Raw genomic sequence first — 23,698 nt, 5'->3', positions numbered from 1 at the left:
GGTCTGTTGTGAACAGCTTAGTTGACCAACCACTGCTGACTCCTGATGAGATAGCACAACTGATTGCCTCTGGCGCTGCCTTGGCTTCACAGGTAGTAGGTCAGATTAATCAACGTCTAAACAGTGGTGCTAATAAAGCAGCATTATTAGGCAGTGGTACGGAATTTGATGACCTAAGGGTGTTTCAGTTTGGGGATGACCCTCGAAAGATCGATTGGCGCGCCTCTGCTCGATCTCAAGAGTGGTTAGTTAGATCCTACCGCAGTGAATTTCAGCAACCTCTTCAGTTGGTCGTTGATCGCAACTCAACCATGCGGTTTGGCACAAAGAAGCGTCTGAAAGTCACTCAAGCGGCTAGATTGTCACTCTGGTTAGCAGGTATTTACCATCAGCAAGATTATGCACTGGGTGCGTTTTTATTAGAGCAGAATGCCACTGTGTTTGACTCTAGGGTGGGGGATGACTGGCTCAACCTTCTCTGTGAGGCTTTGGTCTCGCCTGCACCGCCTTCGCAGAATTCAGCGATCAACTGGGATGCTGTTTTAACGCAACTTGTTTCTGATACACCCACCGGTGCTAAAGTCATTTTGATTTCAGATTTTAGATCGTTGAACTCAGATCACCGAGCGCTTTTAACTGAACTATCAGAAAAGAGATCATTGAGCGCGTTCCTCATTTCAGACCCCATGGAGAGAGATCCAAAGGCGCTGTTAGGTCGTGATTTGATCTGGGGTCCTAAGAGGTTCTGTGTCGATGACCAAGAGTCCATCGCTCGTATTCATCAAGCCTACTTGAATCGGTTGTTAGAGATTCAGGATCTAATGTCACAATCAGGCATCCCACTGATTGAGGTCTGTAGTTCGCTCGATCAGTTTACCCTGAGCCTGTTAGGTGGTGAGTATCATGAATGAAGCACCGTTAAGGCTGTTCGATATTTTGCCAATGGTTGACCACTCATCCAATCTGGCACTGACGGCTATACTCTCTCTGACAGTACTATTTACCCTATTTATTGCAATTTGGTACCGCTTTTTTACACCGCTGGCAAAGTTGCAGCGCGCACTATCAAATCAGTTAATGACGCCGCGTCAGGGCTGTCATCAATTAGCGGGAATCATGGTCATTGACACTGCCTTACTACAGGAACTGAACAGGTTGCGGTTTCAACCTGTTGAACCGACACTTGATGAAGTTCAAACATTGATCAAGAGGGCGCGACATGTTCTCTGATTGGGGAATGTTACAACCTCTTTGGTTGTTACTAACGCCTCTGATTTTGATTCTCTTTTGGCGTCGAAGAGACACTGATGCGCCTTGGCCAGACCTACTGCAAAGAGAGAGAGTTCGTTACCCTCTTTATGGCGAACTGACTAATGAACAGCCGGAAGCATCGCAATACCAGCCTCGTCGTGAACGGCTATTGTTGATGTCGATGACATTATTCGTATTGGCTTTGGCGCAACCCGTTGTCTACCGTGACACCATTGAGCTACCAGATCAGAAAGATCCTGTAGACCTAGTGCTATTGGTGGATACTAACATCACGATGGTGCTGAAAGACTATTTTGACGGTCAACAGTCGATTGAAAGAATGAGCCTTACCAAAGAGCTCTTATCAGAGTTCGTTAATGGCTTTCAGGGTAATCGTATTGGCCTAAGTATTATGGGTAACCCTCCCTATCATTGGTTGCCGTTTACCGATGATCGAGACGCCGTGACACAAGCCATTGCTCGTATTAGGGTGACACTCGGCGGGCGTTTAAGCGACATGTCGGCTTCACTCAAGCTGGTCAGTGACAACTATCCAACGGATCTTAATCCTGTCGTTGTGATGGTGACCGACAGCGGTATGCAGTTGGGTGAAACCTCTCCACAAGCTGCTGCGAAAGCCCTAGCTGATGCCGGCTATACTCTCTATGTCATTGCGATAGGCTCGACTGAGCTCTCTCAGGAACAGAAAGCGCGTGCCGGATTTGTCTATGATCCCGTGGACCTCGCTCTGTTGGATGAAGTGGCTAAAGCGGGCGCCGGCAAGATGTTTCACGCTCTGAACATCGATGCTTTTGAAGAGGCTCTGCAAACCATTTCACGTGAGCAGACGACTCAGAATCGATCGATTAATACATTGCCCTTGGTGGAGCCGCTCTACCCCTGGTTTATTCTGTCTGGACTCACGCTGCTGATACTGATCTTTGTTAGGAGGAGCGTCTGATGGTTTATTGGCGCGAACCTCTTCTGCTATGGCTAATGCTATTGCCATTGGCGATTCTCGTTATCTCTACTGTTAGAGAAAAAAGGAGACTGACACAGCTGGTCGATGATGAGCTGCTCCCTTGGGTTCAGCCACCCAGTCGCTCTGGACAGGAGGGGTTAAAGCCGCTCTTATTGTCATCGGTTTGGGCGCTTTTGATCCTCTCATTAGCGGGACCTAGAACCCCCCAATTCATACCAAATGATCTTACATCAGCGCAGGATCGAGTCATTATCCTGTTGGATTATTCAGACTCCATGCGAGCGATAGATGCGCGAGGTCTTCAGGGTGTGGTGCCTCGCATAACTGCAGCCACCGAGCTGGCAAACTCTTGGCTGGACCCTGATGTACAGATCGTTGAGACAGGTCTATTAGCTTTTTCTGGCAGTGCACACTGGCTATTAAAACCGACCATGGACAGTCATCTAATCCAACATTTTCTAGCTCAAGGTGATGAGTTTTATCTGCCCACTCTTGGGAGTAACCTAGTTGAGGCATTGTCGGCCATTCGGTCTCTGCCAAGGGGGCCTGATACAAAAAGCCATATAGTGCTTTTAACGGATGGAGATGTGGCTCTGGAAAACAGCGAGAGCATAGAGTCCGCTCTAGTATCCCTGCATGCCTCTATGCCGATGACACTGAATCTAATCGGGTTGGGCGGTGGAGAGCCTACTCAAGTACCCGGTCACCCTTCGGCAAACACTCAAATGAACATCACCTTTCTTAAATCGCTGGCGTCACTGCATCCTGATTTTAGCTACAGGACACCGGAATCCTTGTTAGGGCAGCCCTTGCTAAAGTGGCTCAATATTGAGTCTAGGCGTATCACTCCAGAGAACTACGCCCGAGTTGTCTGGTCTGAGTGGTTTTCGATACCGCTATTGATAGCACTTCTGCTCATAGTCGTTCTCATTCATCGTTCACCAACGAGGTGGTCGAATGGTTAGTCTAAAACGAGCTGCGCTATTCGGTTATGGCTTACTTTTGCTGTTAGTGATGCTGACCTATTGGGTGGTTCCGCAGTTTATTGAACCTTCGAAATATGAATCACAGTTTCAGCAAGCAGAAGCCTGCTATCGTCAGCAAGATTGGGAGTGCGCGCAGCTCAATTTTGCGTCGGCTGTCTGGTCCTCTGAATCGAATATTGATCGTGGGATTGCACTGTTTAACCTGGCGAATACTCACTTCTACCGAGGCGAATACACACAAGCTAAGTTGCTCTACCAAGAGGCAGAAGAGTTTGGGGTGGATGCGAAAAAAATAGCGGTGAACCTAGCCTTTGCGCGTTCACTCGAAGCATCAATGAAGCAGCTGTTATTGGATATTCAAAAGAGTGCCGATAAAGCCGATTGGCATAACGCTTCAGGTAACCTACCGATCGACCTTTTGGATCAGGTGGCCGAAGGTGTCTACCTTGGTGTCAGTCAGGAGCTTCCGGAAAATATACTTAACCTATCGGCCGATCAGGTCAAACCCCTGTTAATGGCCTCCATCGATCAGCATTTAGGCAGGCAGAGCGAGCTGGAGTACCAGCCACGCTGGATCAGAACTGAATCGACCGACTCCGGAACGACTGCAGAGTTATTGAGTCGTGTGATGCGCCTTGAGTTAGATTTACCTAATAGCATCGATCCAACTCCTATCAAAGTGGAGGGGGAACGGCCGTGGTAAAACTGTTATTGATGCTCGTCTTCAGCATCGGGCAGCTTCATGCTGCCAACTTGTCTATCCTGCCTGAAAAAGATCAGATCGAGCAGGGCCGCTCTGTGATAGTCAATATCCTCTATGTTGGCCCCACCTCGCCAGATGAGTTGAATGTTAAGCGTTGGCAAACTCAGGTGTTTACAGAAAAAGGTTATCGTAAAGAGAGAGAATTGCCCGATGGGCAGGTAGAAGTAAAGCAGCGCCTTACACTCTTTCCAAGACAATCAGGTCTGCTAACCTTGGGCCCCCTAGCATTGGGTGGGGCTAAATCGCAGCGTTTTAATCTGATGGTGACACCTGCGGTGGTTAATAATGTAGACATTACACCTATCTGGGACACACTGCCGGAACAGATCTGGCAAGGCGAATCCATTGAGAGTTGTGTGAGTATGCCGTTATCTGAGCAACGCAACCGTATTAAGATTGAGTCGCTGGAAATTCCGGGAATCTCTGCAGTGCAGACACTATCCAGAACAGGTTTATTTGAGGAGCAGCTCATCGCAAAACGGTGTTGGCGCTTCTCTGCCCAACAGTCTGGAAATTACCTCATTGAGTTACCACCCATTATCCAACGAGGGCGTGGCCGGTGGACTTTCTATCTACCAGCTCAGGTTATTGAAGTCTTACCTCTGCCAAGCTATCTGCCAAACAGCATCAGTATCGGCAAGCCGAATATTGAGGTACAGCAGGGTGAGCTTGGTTGGCGAATCAGTGTCCAGGTGGTTGCAGGGTCTTCGGCGCAAACCTTATGGGGTGTAAGAAGTGCGCTAGCCAGAGCGATGGCTATTTCTACAGATCAAATCATAGATTCTGAGGGTGAATTTTTTGTCCCCTATAAGCGCTGGTCGTTTGGCCAGATTGTCACAGTAAAACTCCCTTTCTTTAATACACTAACGGGGCGATTAGACACAGTTGATCTGCTGCTTAAAGCGCCCTGGAAATTGCCAATGACCGCCATTGTGCTCTTATCGATAATCGCTGTCGCTATCCTCATTAAAGTGACTCTTTTAGCGGGAGCATTTAGGCAAAGAAGAGCAAGAGTACAGGCGTTTAAACGTGCGATCTACTCAGCAACGACGGCTGATCAGCTTAGATCACTCGTGTTAGCGAGTGGTTGTGCTGGGGCAGAGGGTAGCGAGCGTTATAAAACCCTACAACACTGGGCCGATGCGCAAGGTGATCAAGAGGCGACTTGGCTAGCTCACAGCATTAACCAATTGGCTTTTTCTAAAAGCGATCAAGCGCCTCTTGAAGAGATAAAACGAGCATTGATCAATCGATTAACTCTTTAGGTTTACCAATTGATCGCTCTTTTTAGAGTTCGCCTTTGATGACAATGTCATCTTTAGACACAGAAGCAATGTCACGATGTCCCATAAAGGCCATGGTCAATTCAGCCTCCTCATGGAAAATCTCTAACATTCTTGTTACGCCCGCTTTACCCATAGCGCCTAAGCCATAGACCATAGGACGGCCGACGAGTACGCCTTTAGCCCCCAGTGCGCGAGCACGAATAACATCTTGGCCAGAGCGAATGCCACCATCCATCCAGACCTCGATTTGGTCGCCAACCGCATCAACGATCTCTGGAAGCACGCTGATCGATGAGCGAGCACCATCTAACTGACGACCACCGTGGTTTGAGACGACAATAGCGTCGGCACCTAGTTCGATACACTTCTTCGCATCTTCAGCTTCTAGAATGCCTTTGATGATCAAAGGGCCATCCCAAAGTTCACGGAAGAACTTCAAGTCGTCCCAATCTAGGTTGGGATCAAAGGATCCGGCCGTCCATTTCATTAGATCGTTCATGTCATCAACGCCGGTCGCACAGCCTTGGATGTTGCCAAACTCACGATTTTTAGTCCCCAACATGCCGAATGCCCAGCGTGGACGACGTGAAATATCTAAAATGTTAGGGATAGTCAGGCGGGGTGGTGCGGTCATACCGTTGCGGTGGTCTGCATGGCGCTTACCGATCATCTGAAGATCCAGTGTAACAACCAGAGCGGAACAGCCTGCAGCTTTGGCACGTTCGATCAACTTCTTAGTGAATTCGCGATCTTTCTGAACGTAGAGCTGGAACCAGAAGGGTTTGGTGGTTGCTTCGGCTACCTTCTCAATGGAACAGATGCTCATGGTAGACAGAGTAAAAGGAACGCCAAAGGCCTCAGCAGCTTGCGCTGCTTTGATCTCACCATCGGCGTGTTGCATACCCAAAAGACCCACCGGAGCCATGGCTACTGGCATGGTCACATCCTGTCCCACCATTTGAGTCGCTAGGGTGCGGGGTGCAAGATCACGCGCCACGCGCTGACGAAACAGAATCTTGTTAAAGTCAGAGTCATTCATTGCCAACGTCTGTTGCGTCCATGATCCAGACTCACAGTAGCCTTGGAACATTTTAGGGACACGTTTGTGGTAGAGACGACGTAGGTCAGATAGTTCGCAAATTACACTCATTGAAGGGCTCCTTAACTTTTTTTGCACTCTATCCTGTTGCAGCGTACTCTTGCAGAAAATAAACACCACTTGTCAGACCAGTTATGTCGATCACTTCTTCTCTGTTATCGCTATTGATGGATACTACTCGAGCAGGCGAAACCCTTCCGTCTGAGTCGAGGTTGGCTGCTCACTTTTCAGTATCCCGAAGTGCGATTAGGGAGGCTATGTCAGAGTTGCTTGCCGCCGGTCTGCTCATTAAACAGCAGGGACGTCTAACTCGTCTGGTTAACCCTTTAGAGAGTGTGGTTCTTAATTTACCGGTAAAAGCAGATCCGACATTGAATGACGTTAGGGATGTGCTTGAGTTAAGAGCTTTTATTGAATCTGTGGCCGCTGGGTGTTGTGCTGAGAACGCTTCGAAAACGCAGATTCAGATCATTCGATCTGAGTTCGAGAAGATGCAGCTGCGGAGTCAAAAGAACACGACATTGATTCGCGCAAAAGCGGATCTTCAGTTTCATATGCTGATCGCTAAGTACAGCCACAATCTCGTAGTCGCTAGTTTAAGTGAGCTCTTCTACAACCGTTATTTTTCATCTATTTACAAGGCCTTAGATCTAACACTTAAACGTTATGGGCGATATCCTGAGCGGATTAATCCTCAGCATCAGCAGATATTCTCGGCTCTTGAACAAGGGGATCGGTTAGCCGCGCAGGAGGCGGCAAGAGAGCATGTGCTTTACACACGCTCTCTGTTGGCGTTCGCCCGTCAGTAGGCAATCCTGTTATTCCACACTATTAAGCCGTCTCGTGAACTTTATGAACAAAATGCTGTTTATAAAATTAATACTCCTTATCGCCACAAGCTTTTTCTTAAGAGTGGATTTTTCTAAATTCTTGTTAACTGTTCATCAAACTGCGATGTCAGTGTTCATAACAAGGAGAAGAAAATGAAACTAGCAAAAATTAAATTTCTAGCAGCTGGCGTTGCAATGAGCGTTGCCTCTTCTGCAATGGCGGCTGAGTGTATTGCACCTGCTAACCCAGGCGGTGGTTGGGACTTCACTTGTCGTCAAATCGGCAAAATCATGCATGACATCGGTGCCGTTAAAGATCCCGTTCAAGTCACTAATATGGCGGGTGCAGGCGGTGGTCTAGCCTACGCGCACGTGGTTAACGAGCGTAACGACGACGGTGATCTTATTGTTGCTGCTTCAACAGCTACAGCAACGCGTCTAGCTCAAAACGCTTACTCAGGTATGACGTCTGATCAGGTTCGTTTCCTAGGTGCTATCGGTGCTGACCCTGGCGTTATCGTGGTTGCTAAAGACTCGCCTTACCAGACTCTGAACGAGTTGCTTGATGATGTTATAGCGAACCCTGGTAAGCACGCCTTTGCCGGTGGATCAGCTGCAGGCGGTTACGATCACCTTAAAGTCCTAATGGCGCTGAAACGTAAAGGCTTCACGGATATCCGTAAGGTTAAGTACATCGCTGTTGATGGTGACGCTGATGCGATCACTCAGACAGTTGGTGGCTTCACGTCAGCAATGACAGGTGACATCTCAGGTGTTGTAAGCTTCATTAAAAACGGTGACGTTCGCGTACTGGCTTCATTCACTGACGAGCGTATCGAAATTCCAGGTCTAGATGTTGTGATTCCAACGGCTAAAGAGCAGGGTATCGATGTTGTCGCGGTTAACTGGCGTGGTCTCTACACTCCAAAAGGTGCGTCTGAAGCTTCTTACAACCAGTGGTCTGATGCGCTAGCTCAGGTTGCAGCCTCTAAAGAGTGGGCGGACGCTATGGAAGCAAACGGTCTTGTTAAGTTCACGAAAGTGGGCCCAGACTTCCAGAACTACCTAAACGGTGTGATGCAGGAAGTACAAGATATGTCTAAAGAGCTTGGTGTAATCAAGTAATGACAGATCGCATAACGGGGTTGATCGTCGTTGTGCTGGCGCTCGCGTATTTCGCGGGCGCCACTCAACTGCAAGAGCCTTTTTTCTCTGATCCACTCGGCCCAAAAGCCTTCCCGATGATGATTGCGTCGGTAGCGGTAATCTGTGGTCTTGTGATGATCATGAAACCGGATCAAGAGCCAGAGTGGCCAGGTTTAACAACCTTTATGCACATTGGCTTTGCAGTTGTAGCGCTGGTTTTCTATGCCTACACACTTAAACCGCTGGGTTTCTTAGTTTCAACCGCGATAGCCGGTACCGCTGTATCCTATCTGATTGAAGCTAGAGCAAAAAATGCTGTGGTGACTGGAGTGCTTTTCTCAGGAGCGCTGTTCCTGATCTTTAAGTTCATCTTCGGTTTAAGTCTTTTCGCGCTACCGCGCTGGTTGATGGGGTAGGGTATGGATATCTTTGCAAATTTGGCCATTGGTTTTGATGTGGCGCTCTCGCCATTTACCCTGGCCCTTGCTATAGCAGGCTGTATCCTTGGAACGATGATCGGCTCTCTGCCGGGTCTAGGTCCATCGAACGGTGTTGCGATACTAATTCCTCTAACATTCTCATTTGGTCTAGATGCAACTCAGGCACTGGTGTTAATGACGAGTGTTTACTACGGCGCCATGTACGGCGGTCGTATCTCTTCGATTCTTCTGAATATCCCGGGTGATGAGCCGGCTATGATGACCTGTCTTGATGGGTATCCAATGGCCAAAGCAGGTCGCGCCGGAGATGCGTTGGTACTCTCAGGTGTCGCTTCGTTTGTCGGTGCACTGTTGGCGACCATTGGTTTAATGCTGCTTGCGCCGTTGTTGGCTCGTGTGGCTTACCAGTTCGGCCCGGCCGAGTACTTTGCGCTCTACATGCTGGCCTTTGCCACCTTAGGTGGTATCGGTTCTAACAACCAGGCTAAGGCAGCATTAGCCGTCTGTATCGGTCTGGGAATCGCGACTATTGGTGTGGATGCTTCAACGGGTATGACTCGCTTTACCGGCGATAACATGCACCTGTTTGATGGTATCGACTTCTTGGTAGCCATCGTTGGTCTTTTTGCGGTCTCTGAAGTACTGGTGTTTATTGAGTCACACGGTAAAGACTCTGCCATAGGCGTGAAACTAGAGAAAGTACGTATTCCTTGGGCTGACATTGCTCGCACTAAATGGACCATGCTAAAGGCAACAGTGATCGGCTTTATTGCAGGTCTATTGCCGGGTGCAGGTGCTTCCTTGGGTAGTTTCTTGGCGTATATGCAAGAGAAGTCATCGGTACGTGACAACTCGCAGTTCGGTAAAGGTGATCCACGTGGTATCGCTGCACCAGAGGCCGGTAACAATGCGGCGGCAGGGGGTGCGTTAGTACCTATGTTGACGCTAGGTGTTCCGGGTTCAGGTACAACAGCCGTTCTGCTAGCACTGTTGATGACGTTGAATATCACCCCAGGTCCCACGTTGTTTAACGATCGACCTGAGGTGGTTTGGGGTTTGATCGCCTCACTACTGATTGCCAACGTTGTACTGTTGGTGCTTAACGTCCCAATGGTGAAGATGTTCAGCCGAGTGCTACAGGTATCCCCTGCGATTCTGCTGCCAGGTGTGACCCTGGTTGCCTTTGTCGGTATCTACTCACTGACCGGTAGCTACTTCGATCTACTATTGATGATTGGCTTTGGTGTGCTGGGTTACCTGCTTCGCAAGATGGACATTCCTTCAGTACCGGTGATTCTGGGTATCCTGTTGGGTGGTCACATGGAAGTGAACCTGCGCCGTGCGATGGTGCTTTCTGATGGTGACTGGACCTATCTGTTCAGCAGTAACATCTCAGTCGGTCTATGGATTGCTGCTGTTCTTGGCTTCCTAGCGCCGTTCATCTTCCGTGGCAAATTGAAACCACCTACGCAGAGTAGCTAACCACGACAGGTTGGTAGATGCTCTAATAAAAAACGCTGATAAGACTCAGCGTTTTTTTGTTTATAGCCCTTTGTAGCGCCGTTCAGGTCGGCCGACCGTGCCATAGTTAATATCGGCATTGAGTCGCTCTTGTCCCACTAGATATTCCAAATAGCGTCTCGCGGTGGTGCGGCTAGAGCCAATGCGCTCGCCTACCTGTTCTGCACTTAAAGAGTCATGACTCTCCCTGAACACCGCAACGATTTTATCCAGTGTAATCTGGTCGATCCCCTTGGGTAGAGCTTCAAGTTTAAGGCTGCTGTTTTTGCTCTCTCTGTGACGCGAGAGCAGTTGATCAACATCTTGCTGAGACAGCTCGTTAGCTTGATTGGTAAGGGTGGTTTTATGTGATCTGTACTGGTTTAAGGCGCCAGAGAGTCGATCAAAAACTAAGGGTTTCAGAACATAGTCAAACACACCCAGGCGCAGAGCCTCGGATAGGCTATCGACCTCTTTAGCGGCTGTAATCATGATGACGTCGGTTTGTGAGTCCCCTGAACGCAGGGTTTTAAGAAGATCTAAACCGCTTCCGTCAGGGAAGTGGATGTCTAACAGCACAAGATCCGGCTGGAAAACGTCGAGCATATCTTGTGCGTCTCGGGTTGAGTGGCTAATGCCTATGACGTCAAAGCCATCGATGCGCTCCACAAAACGTCGTTGAATTTCAGCAATCTGTGGATCATCTTCAGCGATCAGTATTTTCAATGTATCAGACATCCTTGCCACTCCTTGGTAGATAGAGGGTAAAACGGCTTCCGCCTGAGTGTGAGGCCTCAACAGTAATGTGGCCACCTAGGGCCTCTAAGGTCTCTTGCACTAAAAATAGTCCTATGCCGCGACCTTCGCCTTTGCTGCTGACGCCTGAGGTAAATAGGTTGTTGATCTTGTTGGGATCAATACCCTCACCGTCATCTTCGACCTCAATAATGATATCCGAGCCCATATCGGTCATTGATAGACGTACCTCTTCGGAGTGGGCCGAAAGTGAGGCATCAAAAGCGTTATCAATGAGGTTGCCGATTAACGTCACCATCTGCTGTGATTCAATATGAGACGGAAGTTGGTGAAGCTGTGAACCCTCATCAATCTCAAGTGTCAGCCCTAGTTCATTCGCGCGATTGAATTTTCCGAGTATACAGCCTGCTACGACCGGATCTGCCACCGACTCTTTTAGCCAGGTTAATAGCTCCTGGTGCTCCTTAGTCTCCTGCCCAATAAGATCGAGCGCTTCCTGCTTGGCATCTAAGCTGATAAGACCTGCAATGGTGTGCAGTTTATTGGCGTATTCATGTGCTTGTGAACGAAGTGCTTCAGCATACTGGCGAATGCGGGTTAGCTTTCGGCTCACCTCCGTCAACTCATCTTTCGGGCGGAAGCTGGCAACCACACCCACCACCTGGTCCTCTTTAACGATGGGTAATCGGTTAATGATCAGCTGTCGGCCGTTGACGAGAGTCTCTCGGTCGTACTCGGCTTCACCGGTCTCAAGCAGCATGGGCATTCTTGAATCGGGAAGCACCTCACTGAGTGGGCGTCCTGAAACATCTTGATCATCAATCCCCAGTGTTCTCAAGGCTGCTCGGTTAAAGGTGGTGATTTCACCTTTTGAGTTAATGGAGATGATCCCTTCTCGAACCGACTCTAGCGTGGCGTTTCGCTCTAGGAATAGGGCAGCGATCTCGTGAGGTTCAAGGTCAAAAATGGCAGACCTAAAACGGCGTGCAATCCACATGGCCAACATAATCGATACCAAGAGTAGGGCAAAGGTGCCTACGATGACGGTGCCTTGATAGTTAAAGATGGTCTGGTCGATGGTTTTGGTTAAATAACCGACCGAAACCACGCCGACGATCTTACCCTGATCATCCAGCACCGGTGTCTTGCCTCGGATTGACTCCCCAAGGCTGCCAACGGCTTTAGAGATGTAGCTCTCACCGAGTTCCAGTGCGCGATAGTTATCACCACCCACCATCGGTTTGCCGATGCGTTCTGGTTTTGGGTGAACGAGACGTATGCCGTCAATGTCGCCAATAGAGATGAAACTGGCGTCGGTTGCTAATCTGAGGTCCGCTACAATGGCTTGGACAGCGTCACTATCACTGCGACTGACAGCGTCGCGAATAGAGGGGGTTTGAGAGATCATTGACGAGAGCTGCAGGGCGCGTTGACCGATCTGATCTTCGAGTGAATCCGCTAGATATCTTAGGGTGAAAATTCCCAACACAATCGCCTGCGTCAGGATCAATAGACTGACCAGTAGTGTTAAGCGGGTGCTGATTTTAAGGCGAGGTGCTTTCATCCCTGTACTCTTATCATTTTTGTTGTCGCAATGATGCCACGATGCTTGATAAAAATCAGTCACTTCGTGGCTAACCATTGGGTTTTAAGCCGGATCAGGGTGGAGACTGGTTGGTTAGATCTGTATAATACTGCCCTTCAATTGAAACGCGCTTCGACTGAGTCGTTCGCACATAACTTACGTGGCCTGTCGTATGGGTCACCACTGAGCACTAGGATCTATAAATGCCTGTTATTACTCTTCCTGATTCAAGTAAACGTGAATTCGATCAGCCACTGTCTGTTTTTGATCTGGCGTCTGATATCGGCCCAGGTCTAGCGAAAGCTACCCTTGCCGGTCGAGTGAATGGTGAATTGGTTGATACCTCTTTTGTCATCGAGGCGGATGCAGACGTCTCTCTTATCACGGCGCGCGATGAAGAGGGTGTCGATATCATTCGTCACTCAACTGCGCACTTGATGGCGATGGCTGTTCAAGATCTTTTCCCTGGTGCTCAAGTGACGATCGGTCCAACGATCGATGACGGTTTCTACTACGATTTTGCTTATGAGCGTCCATTTACGCCAGAAGATCTAGAGAAGATCGAGAAGCGCATGGCGGAACTGGCTAAGTCGAACCTTCCTGTTGAGCGCTCAGTTATGAGTCGTTCAGACGCAGTGAAAATGTTCGAAGCGATGGGCGAGAAGTACAAGGTTGAGATCATTGAATCGATTCCTGGTGAAGAGGATCTTTCGTTCTACAAGCAGGGTGATTTCATCGATCTATGTCGTGGCCCTCACGTGCCTAATACGGGCCACCTAAAAGTTTTCAAACTGATGAAAGTGGCTGGCGCTTACTGGCGCGGTGACGTTAAAAACGAGCAGCTAACTCGTATCTACGGCACAGCTTGGGGTGACAAGAAAGACCTTAAAGCCTACTTGCACCGCCTTGAAGAGGCAGAGAAGCGTGACCACCGTAAACTCGGTAAGCAGTTGAATCTGTTCCATCTTCAGGAAGAAGCACCAGGTATGGTGTTTTGGCATCCGAATGGCTGGACTCTTTGGCAGGCAGTGGAACAGTACATGCGTGAACAGCAGCGCAAACGTGGCTACCAAGAGATCAAGACACCGCAGGTGGTTGAACGTACTCTGTGGGAAAAATCAGGTCACTGGGATAAGTTCCAAGAGCAGATGTTCACGACCCACTCTGAGAGCCGTGACTTTGCCGTTAAGCCGATGAACTGCCCATGTCACATTCAAGTATTCAACCAGGGATTGCGTTCATACCGTGACCTACCTTTGCGTATGGCTGAATTTGGCTCGTGTCACCGCAATGAGCCATCTGGTGCACTGCACGGTATCATGCGTGTTCGTGGCTTCGTTCAAGATGATGGTCACACTTTCTGTGCTGAGGACTCTATTCAATCTGAGGTGGCTGAATTCATCGACTTCCTTCATGAGGTCTACACTGATTTCGGATTCAGCGACATTATTTACAAACTCTCTACTCGTCCTGAGCAGCGTGTCGGTTCTGATGAAGTTTGGGATAAAGCTGAAAAGGCGTTGGCTGATGCTTTGGACGCAGCGGGTCTGAATTGGGAAGAACTGCCTGGTGAAGGTGCCTTCTACGGTCCTAAGATTGAATTCTCACTACGTGACTGTCTGGGTCGTGTTTGGCAGTGTGGAACGATTCAGGTCGACTTCTCGATGCCGGGTCGACTCGATGCTCAGTTTGTTAACGAGAAGGGCGATCGTGAAACACCGGTTATGTTGCACCGTGCGATTCTAGGTTCGTTTGAGCGATTTATCGGTATTTTGATTGAGCACTACGCGGGGGCGCTGCCGACTTGGTTGTCTCCAGTGCAGGTTGCCGTCATGAATATCACGGATAAACAGTCAGATTTTGTCAATGAAGTGGTATCTAAGCTGCAAAATAGCGGTATTAGAGCAATTTCGGACTTGAGAAATGAGAAGATCGGCTTTAAAATCCGCGAGCGCACTCTACAGAAAATCCCTTATCTTCTAGTAATCGGCGATAAAGAAGTTGAATCTGGCAGCGTTGCTGTACGCACACGCACAGGTGAAGATATGGGTGTATTTAGTGTTGAAGACTTTGCTAACTTGTTGATTCAAGAGAATAATCGCAAAGGTCGCAGCGAATAAAAACGCTTTAGGAGAAACTAGCTATCAAGCGTGATAACAAGCGCGGTCAAAAGAATTTGCCGCCAATTAATGAAAATATTCGAGCTCGTGAGTGTCGTTTAATCGGCGCTGACGGAGAGCAGGTTGGTGTTGTAAGCCTTAATGAAGCGCTTCGTGCGGCTGAAGAGGCAGGATTGGATCTAGTACAGATCTCCGATTCCGACCCAATCGTCTGTAAGGTGATGGACTACGGTAAACACCTTTACGACCAGAAAAAACGTGCAAATGAGGCTAAGAAGAAACAGACTCAGATGCAGGTTAAAGAGATTAAGTTCCGTCCAGGGACTGATGTGGGGGATTATCAGGTAAAACTACGCAACCTGATACGTTTCCTAGAAGGTGGAGATAAGACCAAGATTACGATTCGCTTCCGCGGTCGTGAGATGGCGCACCAGGAGCTCGGAATGGAGCTTCTTAATCGAGTTGAAACGGATTTGGCAGACTACGGTACTGTTGAAGCTCGTCCTAAACTTGAAGGTCGTCAGATGGTCATGGTCATAGCTCCTAAGAAAAAGTAGTTGGTTCCAAACTAAGACCTGCCGTGCCATCCAGTATGGTGTTGCAGGTTTTGTTCGTTCCAACAGATAACTAACGAATGCGTGGAGAAAGTAAATGCCAAAGATTAAATCTGTCCGCGGTGCGGCAAAGCGTTTCAAGAAGACTGCTAATGGCTTCAAGCACAAGCAAGCCTTCAAAAGTCACATTCTGACCAAGAAGACTACTAAGCGTAAGCGTCAGCTACGCCCAATGCTTCAGGTACATGCAGCTGACCAGGCTCTGGTTAAGCGCATGCTTCCATACATTTAATTGGTTACGAATAGGATTAAGAAGGAGTTACCATGCCTCGCGTAAAACGTGGTGTACAAGCTCGTGCACGTCATAAAAAAGTATTGAAACAGGCTAAAGGTTACTACGGCGCTCGTAGTCGTGTATTCCGCGTAGCCAAACAAGCTGTCATCAAAGCGGGTCAGTACGCTTACCGTGACCGCCGTCAGCGCAAACGTCAGTTCCGTGCTCTGTGGATTGCTCGTATTAACGCAGCAGCTCGCATCAATGGTTTGTCGTACAGCCGTCTGATCGCTGGCCTTAAAAAGGCTAACGTTGAGATCGACCGTAAGGTACTGGCTGATCTGGCAGTGCATCAGCAAACAGCGTTTACCGCTGTTGTTGAAAAAGCAAAAGCAGCACTAGCCTAAGACAATCGTCACCCTAGGGTGATGAATTGATCGACTCAGATAGGGGAAGGGTGCTCGCTCTTCCCCTATTTTTGTATTTGGACCCAGAGAGTGGAGCCGTAAATGGAAAATCTTGACGCCCTGTTGGCGGAAGGAAAAGCCGCTGCTGAAACAGCGAGCGATGTAAAAACTTTAGACGAAGTTCGTGTTCAGTACCTAGGTAAGAAGGGGCACCTTACCCAGCTATTGAAAGGGCTTGGTAAACTATCTAACGAAGAGCGTCCTGCTGCAGGTGCACGCATCAACGTGGCCAAAGAGGCGCTGTCCGATGTGCTGAATGCGCGTAAGAGCCTACTCGAAAATGCTGCACTTGAAGCGAAGTTGGCTGCAGAGAAGGTGGATGTCACGCTTCCTGGTCGTCAGCCAGAGTTGGGTGGCCTGCACCCAGTGACAAAAACGATGGATCGTATTGAAGCTTTCTTCAGTCGCATCGGTTACTCGGTAGAAGAGGGGCCTGAGATCGAAGATGATTACCACAACTTCGAAGCGCTCAACATTCCATCGCACCACCCAGCGCGTGCGATGCACGATACCTTCTATTTTGACGCTCACCGTCTGTTAAGAACCCACACTTCTCCAGTACAGGTTCGTACGATGGAGGCGCAGAAGCCGCCTATTCGTATTATCTGTCCAGGTCGTGTCTACCGTTGTGACTATGACCAGACCCACTCACCAATGTTCCATCAGGTTGAAGGTTTGATCATCGATAAGAACATCAGCTTTGCAGATCTTAAAGGTACGCTTGAACAGTTCTTACGTGAATTCTTTGAAGAGGATGTGCGTGTGCGTTTCCGTCCTTCCTACTTCCCATTTACTGAGCCTTCTATTGAAGTCGATATCGATCGCGGTGATGGTAAATGGCTAGAAGTACTAGGCTGTGGCATGGTTCATCCAAAAGTACTTGAGATGTCGGGTATCGACTCTGAAGAGTACACCGGATTTGCCTTTGGTATGGGGGTAGAGCGTTTCGCAATGCTGCGTTATGGCGTTGACGATCTACGACTATTCTTTGAAAACGATCTGCGCTTCCTAAGCCAGTTCAACTAATTCAGCCGATAGCAGACGAGAGTATTTAACTATGAAATTCAGTGAACAGTGGTTACGTGAACTGGTTCAGCCTGCCATCGATACGCAGGGTTTAGCGGATCAACTCAGCCTAGCAGGTTTAGAAGTTGATGAGATTGAGTCGGTTGCCAAAGAGTTTTCCGGTGTGGTTGTGGGTGAAGTTCTGAGTGCCGAGCAGCACCCAGATGCCGATAAACTGCGCGTATGTCAGGTAAGCGACGGTAGTGAGACCTTCCAAGTGGTGTGTGGTGCCCCCAACGCCCGTGCTGGAATCAAGACCGCTTTTGCAACGGTCGGTGCCGTTCTACCGGGTAACTTTAAGATTAAGAAAGCCAAGCTACGTGGTGTTGAATCCATGGGTATGCTCTGTGCTGAAGATGAGCTAGGCCTATCGGATGATCATGGCGGCATCATGGAGCTTCCAGCCGATGCTCCAGTCGGTCAGAGTGTCCGTGACTACCTTAATCTTGAAGATATGATTATCGATGTCGATTTGACGCCTAACCGTGGTGACTGCCTAGGTATGGTCGGTATGGCTCGTGAAGTGGGTGTATTGAATAAAGCCGCTGTGGCTGAGATCGATTGCTCTGCTGTTGCAGCAACCATTGGTGATACCGTTTCGATCGAGTTAGAAGCCGCTTCAGCTTGCCCTCGCTACTTGGGTCGTGTCATTCGTGGCATCGATATCAATGCACAGACGCCACGTTGGATGGTTGAGCGTTTAGAGCGTTCTGGCGTTCGCTCTATCGATCCTGTTGTCGATGTTACCAACTATGTGTTGCTTGAGTTAGGGCAGCCAATGCACGCTTTTGATCTGAATAAGATTGAAGGTGGTATTCGTGTTCGCATGGCCGAGCAGGGCGAAGCGCTAACACTGCTTGATGGCAGTGAGATTAAGCTGAACGCTGATACGCTAGTGATTGCCGATCACAATAAAGCAATTGCGATGGCGGGCATCATGGGGGGCGGTAACTCTGAAGTCTCTGAAGAGAGTAAAGATATTCTGCTTGAGTGTGCCTACTTTGACCCTATCGCGATTGCAGGTCGCGCACGAAACTATGGTCTGCATACGGATGCATCCCACCGTTACGAACGTGGTGTGGATTGGCAGCTACAGGCGCGTGCTATTGAGCGTGCGACAGCCTTGCTGATTGACATTGTTGGTGGTGAGGTTGGTCCGGTTATCCAGGCTGTATCTGAAGCGAACTTGCCGAAGCCGGTCGCTCTTGAGCTGCGTCACCAGCGTGTCACTGATATGTTGGCACTTGAGATTCCAGCGGCCGAGATCGAAGAGATTCTAACGCGTCTAGGTCTTCAGTTGCGTGCTAATGGCGATGGCTCATGGATGGTTGCGGTTCCTAGCTACCGTTTTGATATCAGCATCGAAGTTGATCTGATTGAAGAGATTGCACGCGTTTACGGCTACAACAATCTGCCGTCTAATACACCCCGTGCAGAGCTTCCTCTGCCCTCTATCAAAGAGTCGAAACTAACGGCAAGCACCCTGCGCCGTCACTTGGTATCTCGTGGTTACCAAGAGGCGATTACCTACAGCTTCATCGAAGCGGGGCTTGCAAAACAATTTGACGATCAGAATGAAGCGGTAGCGCTTGCTAACCCTATCTCTGCAGAGATGGCGGTGATGCGTACCACTATCTGGCCAGGTCTCTCTAAAGCCGTTGCTTACAACCAAGCGCGTCAACAGAGTCGAGTGCGTCTGTTTGAGATTGGTCAGTGCTTCATTGCCAATGGCGATGAGCTTGAACAAGAGAACAGCCTAGCGGGGATTATTTCGGGTAACCGTTCACCAGAATCGTGGATGGGTAAGAGCGACAAGGTCGATTTCTTTGATATTAAAGGTGATCTGGAGTCCTTGTTCTCTTTGGGTGGCGATGCGAGCCAGTTTAAGTTGGTTGCCGATACTCACCATGCCCTTCACCCAGGTCAGTCAGCTCGCATTGAGAAAGCGGGCGTGACAGTGGGTTGGGTTGGTGCAATGCACCCAAGTCTACAAAAGAGTTTAGATCTAGCTGGTCCAGTCTATCTATTCGAGATGAAGCTATCATCTCTATTGGAAGGGCGTCTACCTCGCTTTGCATCCCTCTCTAAATTCCCAGAGTCACGTCGTGATTTAGCAATGGTGATCGGTGCAGAAGTGAGCTTTGACTCTGTTCGTTCTATTGCGCAGTCAGAGGGCGGTGAGTTCCTAAAAGAGGTCATCCTATTTGACGTATATACCGGCCAAGGTATTGATGATGGACAAAAAAGTCTTGCTCTTGGCTTGACCTGGCAGCACCCATCGCGCACTCTTAACGAAGAAGAGATCAATGCATCAGTGCAAGCGGTCGTTGAAAAACTGACCTCTGATCTAGGTGCAGTATTGCGAGATTAAACCTAATAAAGGGGTTTGGTATGAGTGCGTTAACAAAAGCGGATATGGCAGAGCGTCTTTTTGAAGAACTCGGTCTAAACAAACGCGAAGCGAAAGAGATGGTTGAATCGATGTTCGATGAGATCAAAGAGAGTCTTTCGCATAACGAGCATGTCAAACTCTCGGGTTTTGGTAATTTTGATCTACGCGATAAGCGACAGCGTCCTGGACGTAACCCTAAGACGGGTGAAGAGGTGCCTATCTCTGCCCGTCGAGTGGTAACCTTCCGTCCGGGGCAAAAGCTTAAAGAGCGAGTAGAGCTGCATTCAGCTAAGCAACAATAATGTCGAGCGATCTTCCTACCATCCCAACCAAGCGTTACTTTACGATTGGTGAAGTCAGCAAGTTGTGTGATCTAAAGCCTCATGTGCTTCGCTACTGGGAGCAAGAGTTCGAACAAATTGAGCCGGTTAAACGCAGTAATCGCCGCTACTATCAGCACCAAGACATTCTTCTGATTCGTGAAATCAAGGGCCTTCTCTACGAACAAGGCCTTACTATTGCTGGAGCAAAACAGTATCTGACAGCAGGTAATACACACGATGATCAAGGGCGGTATAAGCAGTTGATTCGCCAATCGATTACCGAGCTGGAAGATATTCTTAAATCGATGAGAATTAACGCCAACTAGGCTTTAAACCCGAAAGCGCATCCTGTAACATGCGCGCCAAGTTTCCGGAATGTAGCGCAGCCTGGTAGCGCACCTGCATGGGGTGCAGGGGGTCGGAGGTTCGAATCCCTTGTTGACTACGTTTTAATTTCTAAATATTATATAAAGGAGTTTGTTTTTTATACGATTTAATACAAACGGGATGTAGCGCAGCCTGGTAGCGCGTTCGCCTGGGGGGCGATAGGTCGCTGGTTCGAATCCAGTCATCCCGACCACTTTAGTGATAGTATTCACTAACATATGATTTCTATATATTGCTGTGAGCTCAATGTATCTTTTAAATAGTCAGTATATAACACAATGTTCTAAAAAATATTGATAATTAGTGTGTAAAAATCCTACTGACACCCATGGGCACCCCATGCATAGTGGTCAAGGGTCAGATTGCAGTTTAACACCCCGAAATCCTTTCCATAATTGAATACAAAAAAGCCCCGCATCAGCGAGGCTATATTGAAGTATCAATTTTTTATCTGATTACAGCACAAAGTTCTTCTGAAACTCTTTCGCAGAGGTTACTTAGATCAATTCCGTTTGCTTTACAGTAATCCGATATTTTCTCGCTTTCTGGGTAATCCGAAATATCTGAACCATCAGCTGCAGATTGGATCTTACCCACATCAATCTCATCAAAGAAAGAGCAGAATAACCCGAGATTTTCCCCATCAAGAATTAATTCGAATGCCATGATGTTTTTGTCATCATTCACATTGATGTTCTTTAGGTTTACTAGATTTTCTCCAAATCCAAAAGTTTTCATACACATAGCTCCCAAATAATGAACTTGAATACTAACTTTTATGAAGTTATTTGAACATTGAAGATTTAGTTGCTTCTTTATTCTTCAGTGATAGTGCCTTGTTCACAATTCCAACTAGCCTCCATACCTCATTAAACAAATACTGTTTTTTTATACAGCCTTTCATTGACTTAAATTATTATAAGTATTAATATAATAATACAAATAATAATTAAGACATACATGGAGGTATGGAAATGAAACTACACATGCAATCGAATTCAATCAGTGCTGAAACGGTAAATGCCTTTTTAATTAAACTGCCAGGCAGTGAATTCAAGTTTTGGCATCCAAAGAAGTTTTGCTCTTTAAGGGGGAAGGGTAATTACCTTTTGGAAATCTGGTTTGGCAACAAAGATTGGAAGATCAAGGCTCAAAGGACTGGGACGACTTTCAACGTATTGGATGAGTTTGAAGATACGGTTTTAGCTGTTGCTGCCAAATACAACATCAAATACTCAGACTAATAAGAATAAGAAGAAAGGTAACAATATGAAAATCTGGTCATTACTAAATCACAAAGGGGGAGTTGGAAAGACAACTGCAACTATCAATATCTCATATACCTTAGCCAACCTTGGCAAAAGAGTATTGGTTATCGACATGGATCCTCAGGCGAACACATCTTCAATTTTTAAAGAAGATTACGAGAGCGCTTCACCGTCGCTCTCAGATCTCTTTGCCAACAAATCCTTTGATATCAACAAAGCTATCTCACAAGCGAGAATCAACGGTACTGAAGTTGATAATCTATTTATAGTTCATTCCAACAGTCTGCTTGAGCAAGCATTAATAAACATACCTCAGAGGACGCGCAGAGAGACGATCCTGGCGAAATCTTTAGAAAGACTGGGTTATGACTATGTTCTTATAGATTGCCCACCATCGATCGGGGAGGGCGTTTTGAACGCAGTATACACATCAGACAAAGTGATAGTTCCAGTAGAACTGGATGGTTTTGCGGTTAACTCCATCAGCAATATGTTCGATTTAATCACAGAGACCAAAGATTTTGATGATGTAGCCGAGATGTTGGAAAGTGGTGTGGTGAGTTTTTTTGTTAACAAATATGACGCTCGTTCCACTGTCCTCAATGAAAAAATAGGGGAGGAGCTTCAGGTTATCAAACCGTATTTTATCAAGCGTACGTGCAAATCTAGGTCTGATATCAGAAAGGCTATTGATGCCAAAATGCCTGTCGCGCTCTACAGTCCTAAATCAGATAGCGCTGAAGATTACCAGGTAATCACCTATGCGTTGGTAGAGGGTAGTAATCATGTCTAAGTTAGCAAATAAAATAAATGATCAGGAACCAAAGACGGAAAAGCCAAAGATTGCTTCTGGAACTTTGCGGTCAGCTATCAATCCGAAGGCGATTCGATTTACAAAAATTGATATCAATCGACTGGAAGATTTTAAAAAACGAATTTGTGAGATTGATGGCTCTCCAAGTTGTCCTGATTCCCGAGCTATGAGAGCTTTGCTGGCAATTTCGACTCGACTCACCAATGAGCAACTCCAGGAGATGATCTTCTGAAACGTGTAGATAACAATAATAAAAAGGTACACTTATGAATAAAAACACATCAACTACAAATCAAGTGCGTCTATTGAATGTTTCTGGCGTTACGCCAGAGCCATTTGATGGCTCAATCAAGAATCTATTTACAGACGGTGAAGTGATCATTGCCTGCAAATTGGCTTATTTCGCAAGGGTGGCACTTGGAAAAAATGTAATTCAGAACTCCTCTATGAACTCTTTGTTTGAGCAGTCATATTTGGATTCAATCAAAGACAGTTTGCCAGCAGAGCTTGCTGTTAAATCTCAATACGAGCAATACAGCACCGTACAAGATGGGTTTCTTAGAATTCTGATGTTGCAATCTTGCAGGTTGGCATCGTCAATTCCTGATGTGGATCTAGACTCTTATGTTGAATTCGAAGAGTCCTTTATGGACTCTTTTGAGTTCATATCAAGAAACTATTCTTCAGAGGGGTATAAGTCCTTCCCGACTGAGCTATATCAGGATGAAAATTTAGGGGTATGGCAGATAATTTATGATTTGCTGGACGATCCTAAAGTGCATTCGTCAGGTTTTGGGTCCGCAGCATTTTCTGATGCTGTAGAACAGTTCGTAATTGACTCCAAAGTCATTGATCACAAAGCTATACCTCAATCTGTCTATGATTCACTAGCGCAAGACACTAATTTCAATTTTCTAAAGTGGGCAAGGACTATGAAGTTGCCTGTGCCATGTTTAGATACTGAACGATTTAGACTGCCCAGTAACGAGGGGGAGAGATTTAAGCGGTTTGTTGAACTTAGCGCATATGCAGGTCTAGCACTTGATATCAAAAAGACTGTCGATGAATTGCTTTCTTGTGATCAAGAGAAGTTCAATAATTGGCGTGCTGCAAAGCGCGTCAAGGAATCAAGCTCGGACTCTGAAAGAGAGAGTGAGGTTGAGTTGAGTCTTTGAAGAAGAATGAGCTTAGCATTGGAGTGCTAAGCTCTTTTGGATTGTTGTTCGATATGTGCACATTTGAACGATGATAGGGGGGGATTACGTACCCTCAGGGGCTGCTGTCGGCACATAGCAGTCGTTTACAGCTGCGAATTAAATCAGAATCTAGCCAATTAAAACATTGGCAAGCCCCGAATCGCCTTAGATGCTTGAAAGTTGATCAAGTAACACCTTATATGATTCGTTTTCA

The 23,698-nt window shown here is 47.5% G+C and carries 26 protein-coding genes and 2 tRNA genes; 24 read left to right on the top strand and 4 right to left on the bottom strand.

Features of this window, described 5'->3' with window-relative positions:
* The first annotated feature begins 8 nt into the window (after positions 1-8).
* The 6 genes from XMG48_RS10710 to XMG48_RS10685 are packed head-to-tail and all read left to right on the top strand — an operon-like array spanning position 9 to position 5,247.
* Complete coding sequence (locus XMG48_RS10710) at positions 9-911, top strand: DUF58 domain-containing protein (protein WP_173482069.1); 903 nt, start codon at positions 9-11, stop codon at positions 909-911.
* Entirely contained in the window at positions 904-1,230 is a 327-nt protein-coding gene (locus XMG48_RS10705) for a hypothetical protein (RefSeq protein WP_173482068.1), read from the top strand. Before XMG48_RS10710 ends, XMG48_RS10705 begins: the two co-directional genes overlap by 8 nt.
* The gene (locus XMG48_RS10700; RefSeq protein ID WP_173482067.1) at positions 1,220-2,212 is read left to right on the top strand and encodes a VWA domain-containing protein; all 993 of its coding nucleotides are present in this window, start codon (positions 1,220-1,222) and stop codon (positions 2,210-2,212) included. The genes XMG48_RS10705 and XMG48_RS10700 overlap by 11 nt, the downstream gene beginning before the upstream one ends.
* Positions 2,212-3,198: a VWA domain-containing protein gene (locus XMG48_RS10695; protein WP_173482066.1), complete on the top strand. Its 987-nt coding sequence runs from the start codon at positions 2,212-2,214 to the stop codon at positions 3,196-3,198. Before XMG48_RS10700 ends, XMG48_RS10695 begins: the two co-directional genes overlap by 1 nt.
* Positions 3,191-3,922, top strand: a complete 732-nt coding sequence (locus XMG48_RS10690) for a hypothetical protein (RefSeq protein WP_173482065.1) — start codon at positions 3,191-3,193, stop codon at positions 3,920-3,922. Before XMG48_RS10695 ends, XMG48_RS10690 begins: the two co-directional genes overlap by 8 nt.
* On the top strand, positions 3,916-5,247 hold the full coding sequence (locus XMG48_RS10685; protein WP_173482064.1) for a hypothetical protein: 1,332 nt from the start codon (positions 3,916-3,918) through the stop codon (positions 5,245-5,247). Before XMG48_RS10690 ends, XMG48_RS10685 begins: the two co-directional genes overlap by 7 nt.
* Before the next feature lie 22 nt (positions 5,248-5,269).
* On the opposite strand, the gene XMG48_RS10680 is transcribed toward XMG48_RS10685, so the two are convergent.
* Positions 5,270-6,418, bottom strand: a complete 1,149-nt coding sequence (locus XMG48_RS10680; RefSeq protein ID WP_173482063.1) for an alpha-hydroxy acid oxidase — start codon at positions 6,416-6,418, stop codon at positions 5,270-5,272.
* A gap of 83 nt (positions 6,419-6,501) precedes the next feature.
* Here XMG48_RS10680 and XMG48_RS10675 point away from each other — a divergent pair, with 83 nt between their 5' ends.
* The 4 genes from XMG48_RS10675 to XMG48_RS10660 all read left to right on the top strand — a co-directional run bounded on the left by XMG48_RS10675 (position 6,502) and on the right by XMG48_RS10660 (position 10,265).
* Positions 6,502-7,176, top strand: a complete 675-nt coding sequence (locus XMG48_RS10675) for a FadR/GntR family transcriptional regulator (RefSeq protein ID WP_173482062.1) — start codon at positions 6,502-6,504, stop codon at positions 7,174-7,176.
* A gap of 174 nt (positions 7,177-7,350) precedes the next feature.
* Positions 7,351-8,322, top strand: coding sequence for a tripartite tricarboxylate transporter substrate binding protein (locus XMG48_RS10670; RefSeq protein ID WP_217363849.1), 972 nt, complete (start codon positions 7,351-7,353; stop codon positions 8,320-8,322).
* Positions 8,322-8,759 (top strand): tripartite tricarboxylate transporter TctB family protein, encoded by a 438-nt coding sequence (locus XMG48_RS10665; protein WP_173482061.1) that lies wholly within the window; start codon positions 8,322-8,324, stop codon positions 8,757-8,759. The genes XMG48_RS10670 and XMG48_RS10665 overlap by 1 nt, the downstream gene beginning before the upstream one ends.
* A gap of 3 nt (positions 8,760-8,762) precedes the next feature.
* Positions 8,763-10,265: a tripartite tricarboxylate transporter permease gene (locus XMG48_RS10660; RefSeq protein WP_173482060.1), complete on the top strand. Its 1,503-nt coding sequence runs from the start codon at positions 8,763-8,765 to the stop codon at positions 10,263-10,265.
* A 60-nt stretch (positions 10,266-10,325) separates the two neighbouring features.
* Here the strand turns inward: XMG48_RS10660 and XMG48_RS10655 are convergent, their stop codons facing one another.
* Together XMG48_RS10655 and XMG48_RS10650 are read right to left on the bottom strand one after the other, a co-directional pair.
* Positions 10,326-11,021 (bottom strand): response regulator, encoded by a 696-nt coding sequence (locus XMG48_RS10655; protein ID WP_173482059.1) that lies wholly within the window; start codon positions 11,019-11,021, stop codon positions 10,326-10,328.
* Complete coding sequence (locus XMG48_RS10650) at positions 11,014-12,603, bottom strand: sensor histidine kinase (RefSeq protein ID WP_173482058.1); 1,590 nt, start codon at positions 12,601-12,603, stop codon at positions 11,014-11,016. Before XMG48_RS10650 ends, XMG48_RS10655 begins: the two co-directional genes overlap by 8 nt.
* 224 nt (positions 12,604-12,827) lie before the next feature.
* On the opposite strand from XMG48_RS10650, the gene thrS reads away from it, so the two are divergent.
* From thrS to XMG48_RS10600, 10 genes are all read left to right on the top strand, one after another.
* Positions 12,828-14,744 carry a threonine--tRNA ligase gene (gene thrS, locus XMG48_RS10645; protein WP_173482057.1) on the top strand — a complete coding sequence of 639 codons (1,917 nt, stop codon included), beginning with the start codon at positions 12,828-12,830 and terminating at the stop codon, positions 14,742-14,744.
* Positions 14,745-14,800: 56 nt separating this feature from the next.
* Positions 14,801-15,301, top strand: coding sequence for a translation initiation factor IF-3 (gene infC / locus XMG48_RS10640; protein WP_173482056.1), 501 nt, complete (start codon positions 14,801-14,803; stop codon positions 15,299-15,301).
* A gap of 94 nt (positions 15,302-15,395) precedes the next feature.
* The gene (gene rpmI / locus XMG48_RS10635; RefSeq protein ID WP_173482055.1) at positions 15,396-15,590 is read left to right on the top strand and encodes a 50S ribosomal protein L35; all 195 of its coding nucleotides are present in this window, start codon (positions 15,396-15,398) and stop codon (positions 15,588-15,590) included.
* Between the two features lie 32 nt (positions 15,591-15,622).
* Positions 15,623-15,979 carry a 50S ribosomal protein L20 gene (gene rplT, locus XMG48_RS10630; protein ID WP_173482054.1) on the top strand — a complete coding sequence of 119 codons (357 nt, stop codon included), beginning with the start codon at positions 15,623-15,625 and terminating at the stop codon, positions 15,977-15,979.
* 102 nt (positions 15,980-16,081) lie between these two features.
* Positions 16,082-17,065: a phenylalanine--tRNA ligase subunit alpha gene (gene pheS / locus XMG48_RS10625; protein WP_173482053.1), complete on the top strand. Its 984-nt coding sequence runs from the start codon at positions 16,082-16,084 to the stop codon at positions 17,063-17,065.
* Between the two features lie 31 nt (positions 17,066-17,096).
* On the top strand, positions 17,097-19,475 hold the full coding sequence (gene pheT, locus XMG48_RS10620) for a phenylalanine--tRNA ligase subunit beta (RefSeq protein WP_173482052.1): 2,379 nt from the start codon (positions 17,097-17,099) through the stop codon (positions 19,473-19,475).
* 20 nt (positions 19,476-19,495) lie between these two features.
* On the top strand, positions 19,496-19,798 hold the full coding sequence (gene ihfA, locus XMG48_RS10615; protein ID WP_173482051.1) for an integration host factor subunit alpha: 303 nt from the start codon (positions 19,496-19,498) through the stop codon (positions 19,796-19,798).
* Positions 19,798-20,145, top strand: a complete 348-nt coding sequence (locus tag XMG48_RS10610; RefSeq protein ID WP_173482050.1) for a MerR family transcriptional regulator — start codon at positions 19,798-19,800, stop codon at positions 20,143-20,145. Before ihfA ends, XMG48_RS10610 begins: the two co-directional genes overlap by 1 nt.
* 52 nt (positions 20,146-20,197) lie before the next feature.
* A tRNA-Pro gene (locus XMG48_RS10605) sits at positions 20,198-20,257 on the top strand.
* Between the two features lie 65 nt (positions 20,258-20,322).
* Positions 20,323-20,399, top strand: a tRNA-Pro gene (locus XMG48_RS10600).
* Between the two features lie 254 nt (positions 20,400-20,653).
* On the opposite strand, the gene XMG48_RS10595 is transcribed toward XMG48_RS10600, so the two are convergent.
* Positions 20,654-20,944 carry a hypothetical protein gene (locus XMG48_RS10595; protein ID WP_173482049.1) on the bottom strand — a complete coding sequence of 97 codons (291 nt, stop codon included), beginning with the start codon at positions 20,942-20,944 and terminating at the stop codon, positions 20,654-20,656.
* Between the two features lie 236 nt (positions 20,945-21,180).
* Here XMG48_RS10595 and XMG48_RS10590 point away from each other — a divergent pair, with 236 nt between their 5' ends.
* Genes XMG48_RS10590 through XMG48_RS10575 form a run of 4 tightly spaced genes read left to right on the top strand, consistent with a single transcriptional unit; the run spans position 21,181 to position 23,463 of the window.
* Positions 21,181-21,450 carry a hypothetical protein gene (locus XMG48_RS10590; protein ID WP_173482048.1) on the top strand — a complete coding sequence of 90 codons (270 nt, stop codon included), beginning with the start codon at positions 21,181-21,183 and terminating at the stop codon, positions 21,448-21,450.
* 25 nt (positions 21,451-21,475) lie between these two features.
* Positions 21,476-22,267, top strand: coding sequence for a ParA family protein (locus tag XMG48_RS10585; RefSeq protein ID WP_173482047.1), 792 nt, complete (start codon positions 21,476-21,478; stop codon positions 22,265-22,267).
* Positions 22,260-22,520: a hypothetical protein gene (locus XMG48_RS10580; RefSeq protein WP_173482046.1), complete on the top strand. Its 261-nt coding sequence runs from the start codon at positions 22,260-22,262 to the stop codon at positions 22,518-22,520. The genes XMG48_RS10585 and XMG48_RS10580 overlap by 8 nt, the downstream gene beginning before the upstream one ends.
* 34 nt (positions 22,521-22,554) lie before the next feature.
* Positions 22,555-23,463 (top strand): hypothetical protein, encoded by a 909-nt coding sequence (locus XMG48_RS10575; RefSeq protein ID WP_173482045.1) that lies wholly within the window; start codon positions 22,555-22,557, stop codon positions 23,461-23,463.
* Positions 23,464-23,698 lie beyond the last annotated feature (235 nt).

The sequence above is a fragment of the Marinobacterium sp. xm-g-48 genome (assembly GCF_013282925.1).
Classification (GTDB): domain Bacteria; phylum Pseudomonadota; class Gammaproteobacteria; order Pseudomonadales; family Balneatricaceae; genus Marinobacterium_E.
The sequence above is the reverse complement of the archived record's forward strand: the minus strand, read 5'-3'. Positions and strand labels throughout refer to the sequence as shown.

What these genes read in the sequence shown, in the direction of transcription:
- ihfA (WP_173482051.1), top strand. Translation starts at nt 19,496, where the DNA reads ATGAGTGCGTTAACAAAAGCGGATATGGCAGAGCGTCTTTTTGAAGAA.
- rpmI (WP_173482055.1), top strand. Translation starts at nt 15,396, where the DNA reads ATGCCAAAGATTAAATCTGTCCGCGGTGCGGCAAAGCGTTTCAAGAAG.
- XMG48_RS10610 (WP_173482050.1), top strand. Translation starts at nt 19,798, where the DNA reads ATGTCGAGCGATCTTCCTACCATCCCAACCAAGCGTTACTTTACGATT.
- rplT (WP_173482054.1), top strand. Translation starts at nt 15,623, where the DNA reads ATGCCTCGCGTAAAACGTGGTGTACAAGCTCGTGCACGTCATAAAAAA.
- XMG48_RS10665 (WP_173482061.1), top strand. Translation starts at nt 8,322, where the DNA reads ATGACAGATCGCATAACGGGGTTGATCGTCGTTGTGCTGGCGCTCGCG.
- XMG48_RS10655 (WP_173482059.1), bottom strand. Translation starts at nt 11,021, where the DNA reads ATGTCTGATACATTGAAAATACTGATCGCTGAAGATGATCCACAGATT.
- XMG48_RS10705 (WP_173482068.1), top strand. Translation starts at nt 904, where the DNA reads ATGAATGAAGCACCGTTAAGGCTGTTCGATATTTTGCCAATGGTTGAC.
- XMG48_RS10575 (WP_173482045.1), top strand. Translation starts at nt 22,555, where the DNA reads ATGAATAAAAACACATCAACTACAAATCAAGTGCGTCTATTGAATGTT.
- XMG48_RS10660 (WP_173482060.1), top strand. Translation starts at nt 8,763, where the DNA reads ATGGATATCTTTGCAAATTTGGCCATTGGTTTTGATGTGGCGCTCTCG.
- XMG48_RS10680 (WP_173482063.1), bottom strand. Translation starts at nt 6,418, where the DNA reads ATGAGTGTAATTTGCGAACTATCTGACCTACGTCGTCTCTACCACAAA.
- XMG48_RS10585 (WP_173482047.1), top strand. Translation starts at nt 21,476, where the DNA reads ATGAAAATCTGGTCATTACTAAATCACAAAGGGGGAGTTGGAAAGACA.
- XMG48_RS10650 (WP_173482058.1), bottom strand. Translation starts at nt 12,603, where the DNA reads ATGAAAGCACCTCGCCTTAAAATCAGCACCCGCTTAACACTACTGGTC.
- XMG48_RS10675 (WP_173482062.1), top strand. Translation starts at nt 6,502, where the DNA reads ATGTCGATCACTTCTTCTCTGTTATCGCTATTGATGGATACTACTCGA.
- XMG48_RS10590 (WP_173482048.1), top strand. Translation starts at nt 21,181, where the DNA reads ATGAAACTACACATGCAATCGAATTCAATCAGTGCTGAAACGGTAAAT.
- thrS (WP_173482057.1), top strand. Translation starts at nt 12,828, where the DNA reads ATGCCTGTTATTACTCTTCCTGATTCAAGTAAACGTGAATTCGATCAG.
- XMG48_RS10595 (WP_173482049.1), bottom strand. Translation starts at nt 20,944, where the DNA reads ATGAAAACTTTTGGATTTGGAGAAAATCTAGTAAACCTAAAGAACATC.
- XMG48_RS10700 (WP_173482067.1), top strand. Translation starts at nt 1,220, where the DNA reads ATGTTCTCTGATTGGGGAATGTTACAACCTCTTTGGTTGTTACTAACG.
- XMG48_RS10690 (WP_173482065.1), top strand. Translation starts at nt 3,191, where the DNA reads ATGGTTAGTCTAAAACGAGCTGCGCTATTCGGTTATGGCTTACTTTTG.
- XMG48_RS10580 (WP_173482046.1), top strand. Translation starts at nt 22,260, where the DNA reads ATGTCTAAGTTAGCAAATAAAATAAATGATCAGGAACCAAAGACGGAA.
- pheT (WP_173482052.1), top strand. Translation starts at nt 17,097, where the DNA reads ATGAAATTCAGTGAACAGTGGTTACGTGAACTGGTTCAGCCTGCCATC.
- XMG48_RS10670 (WP_217363849.1), top strand. Translation starts at nt 7,351, where the DNA reads ATGAAACTAGCAAAAATTAAATTTCTAGCAGCTGGCGTTGCAATGAGC.
- XMG48_RS10695 (WP_173482066.1), top strand. Translation starts at nt 2,212, where the DNA reads ATGGTTTATTGGCGCGAACCTCTTCTGCTATGGCTAATGCTATTGCCA.
- pheS (WP_173482053.1), top strand. Translation starts at nt 16,082, where the DNA reads ATGGAAAATCTTGACGCCCTGTTGGCGGAAGGAAAAGCCGCTGCTGAA.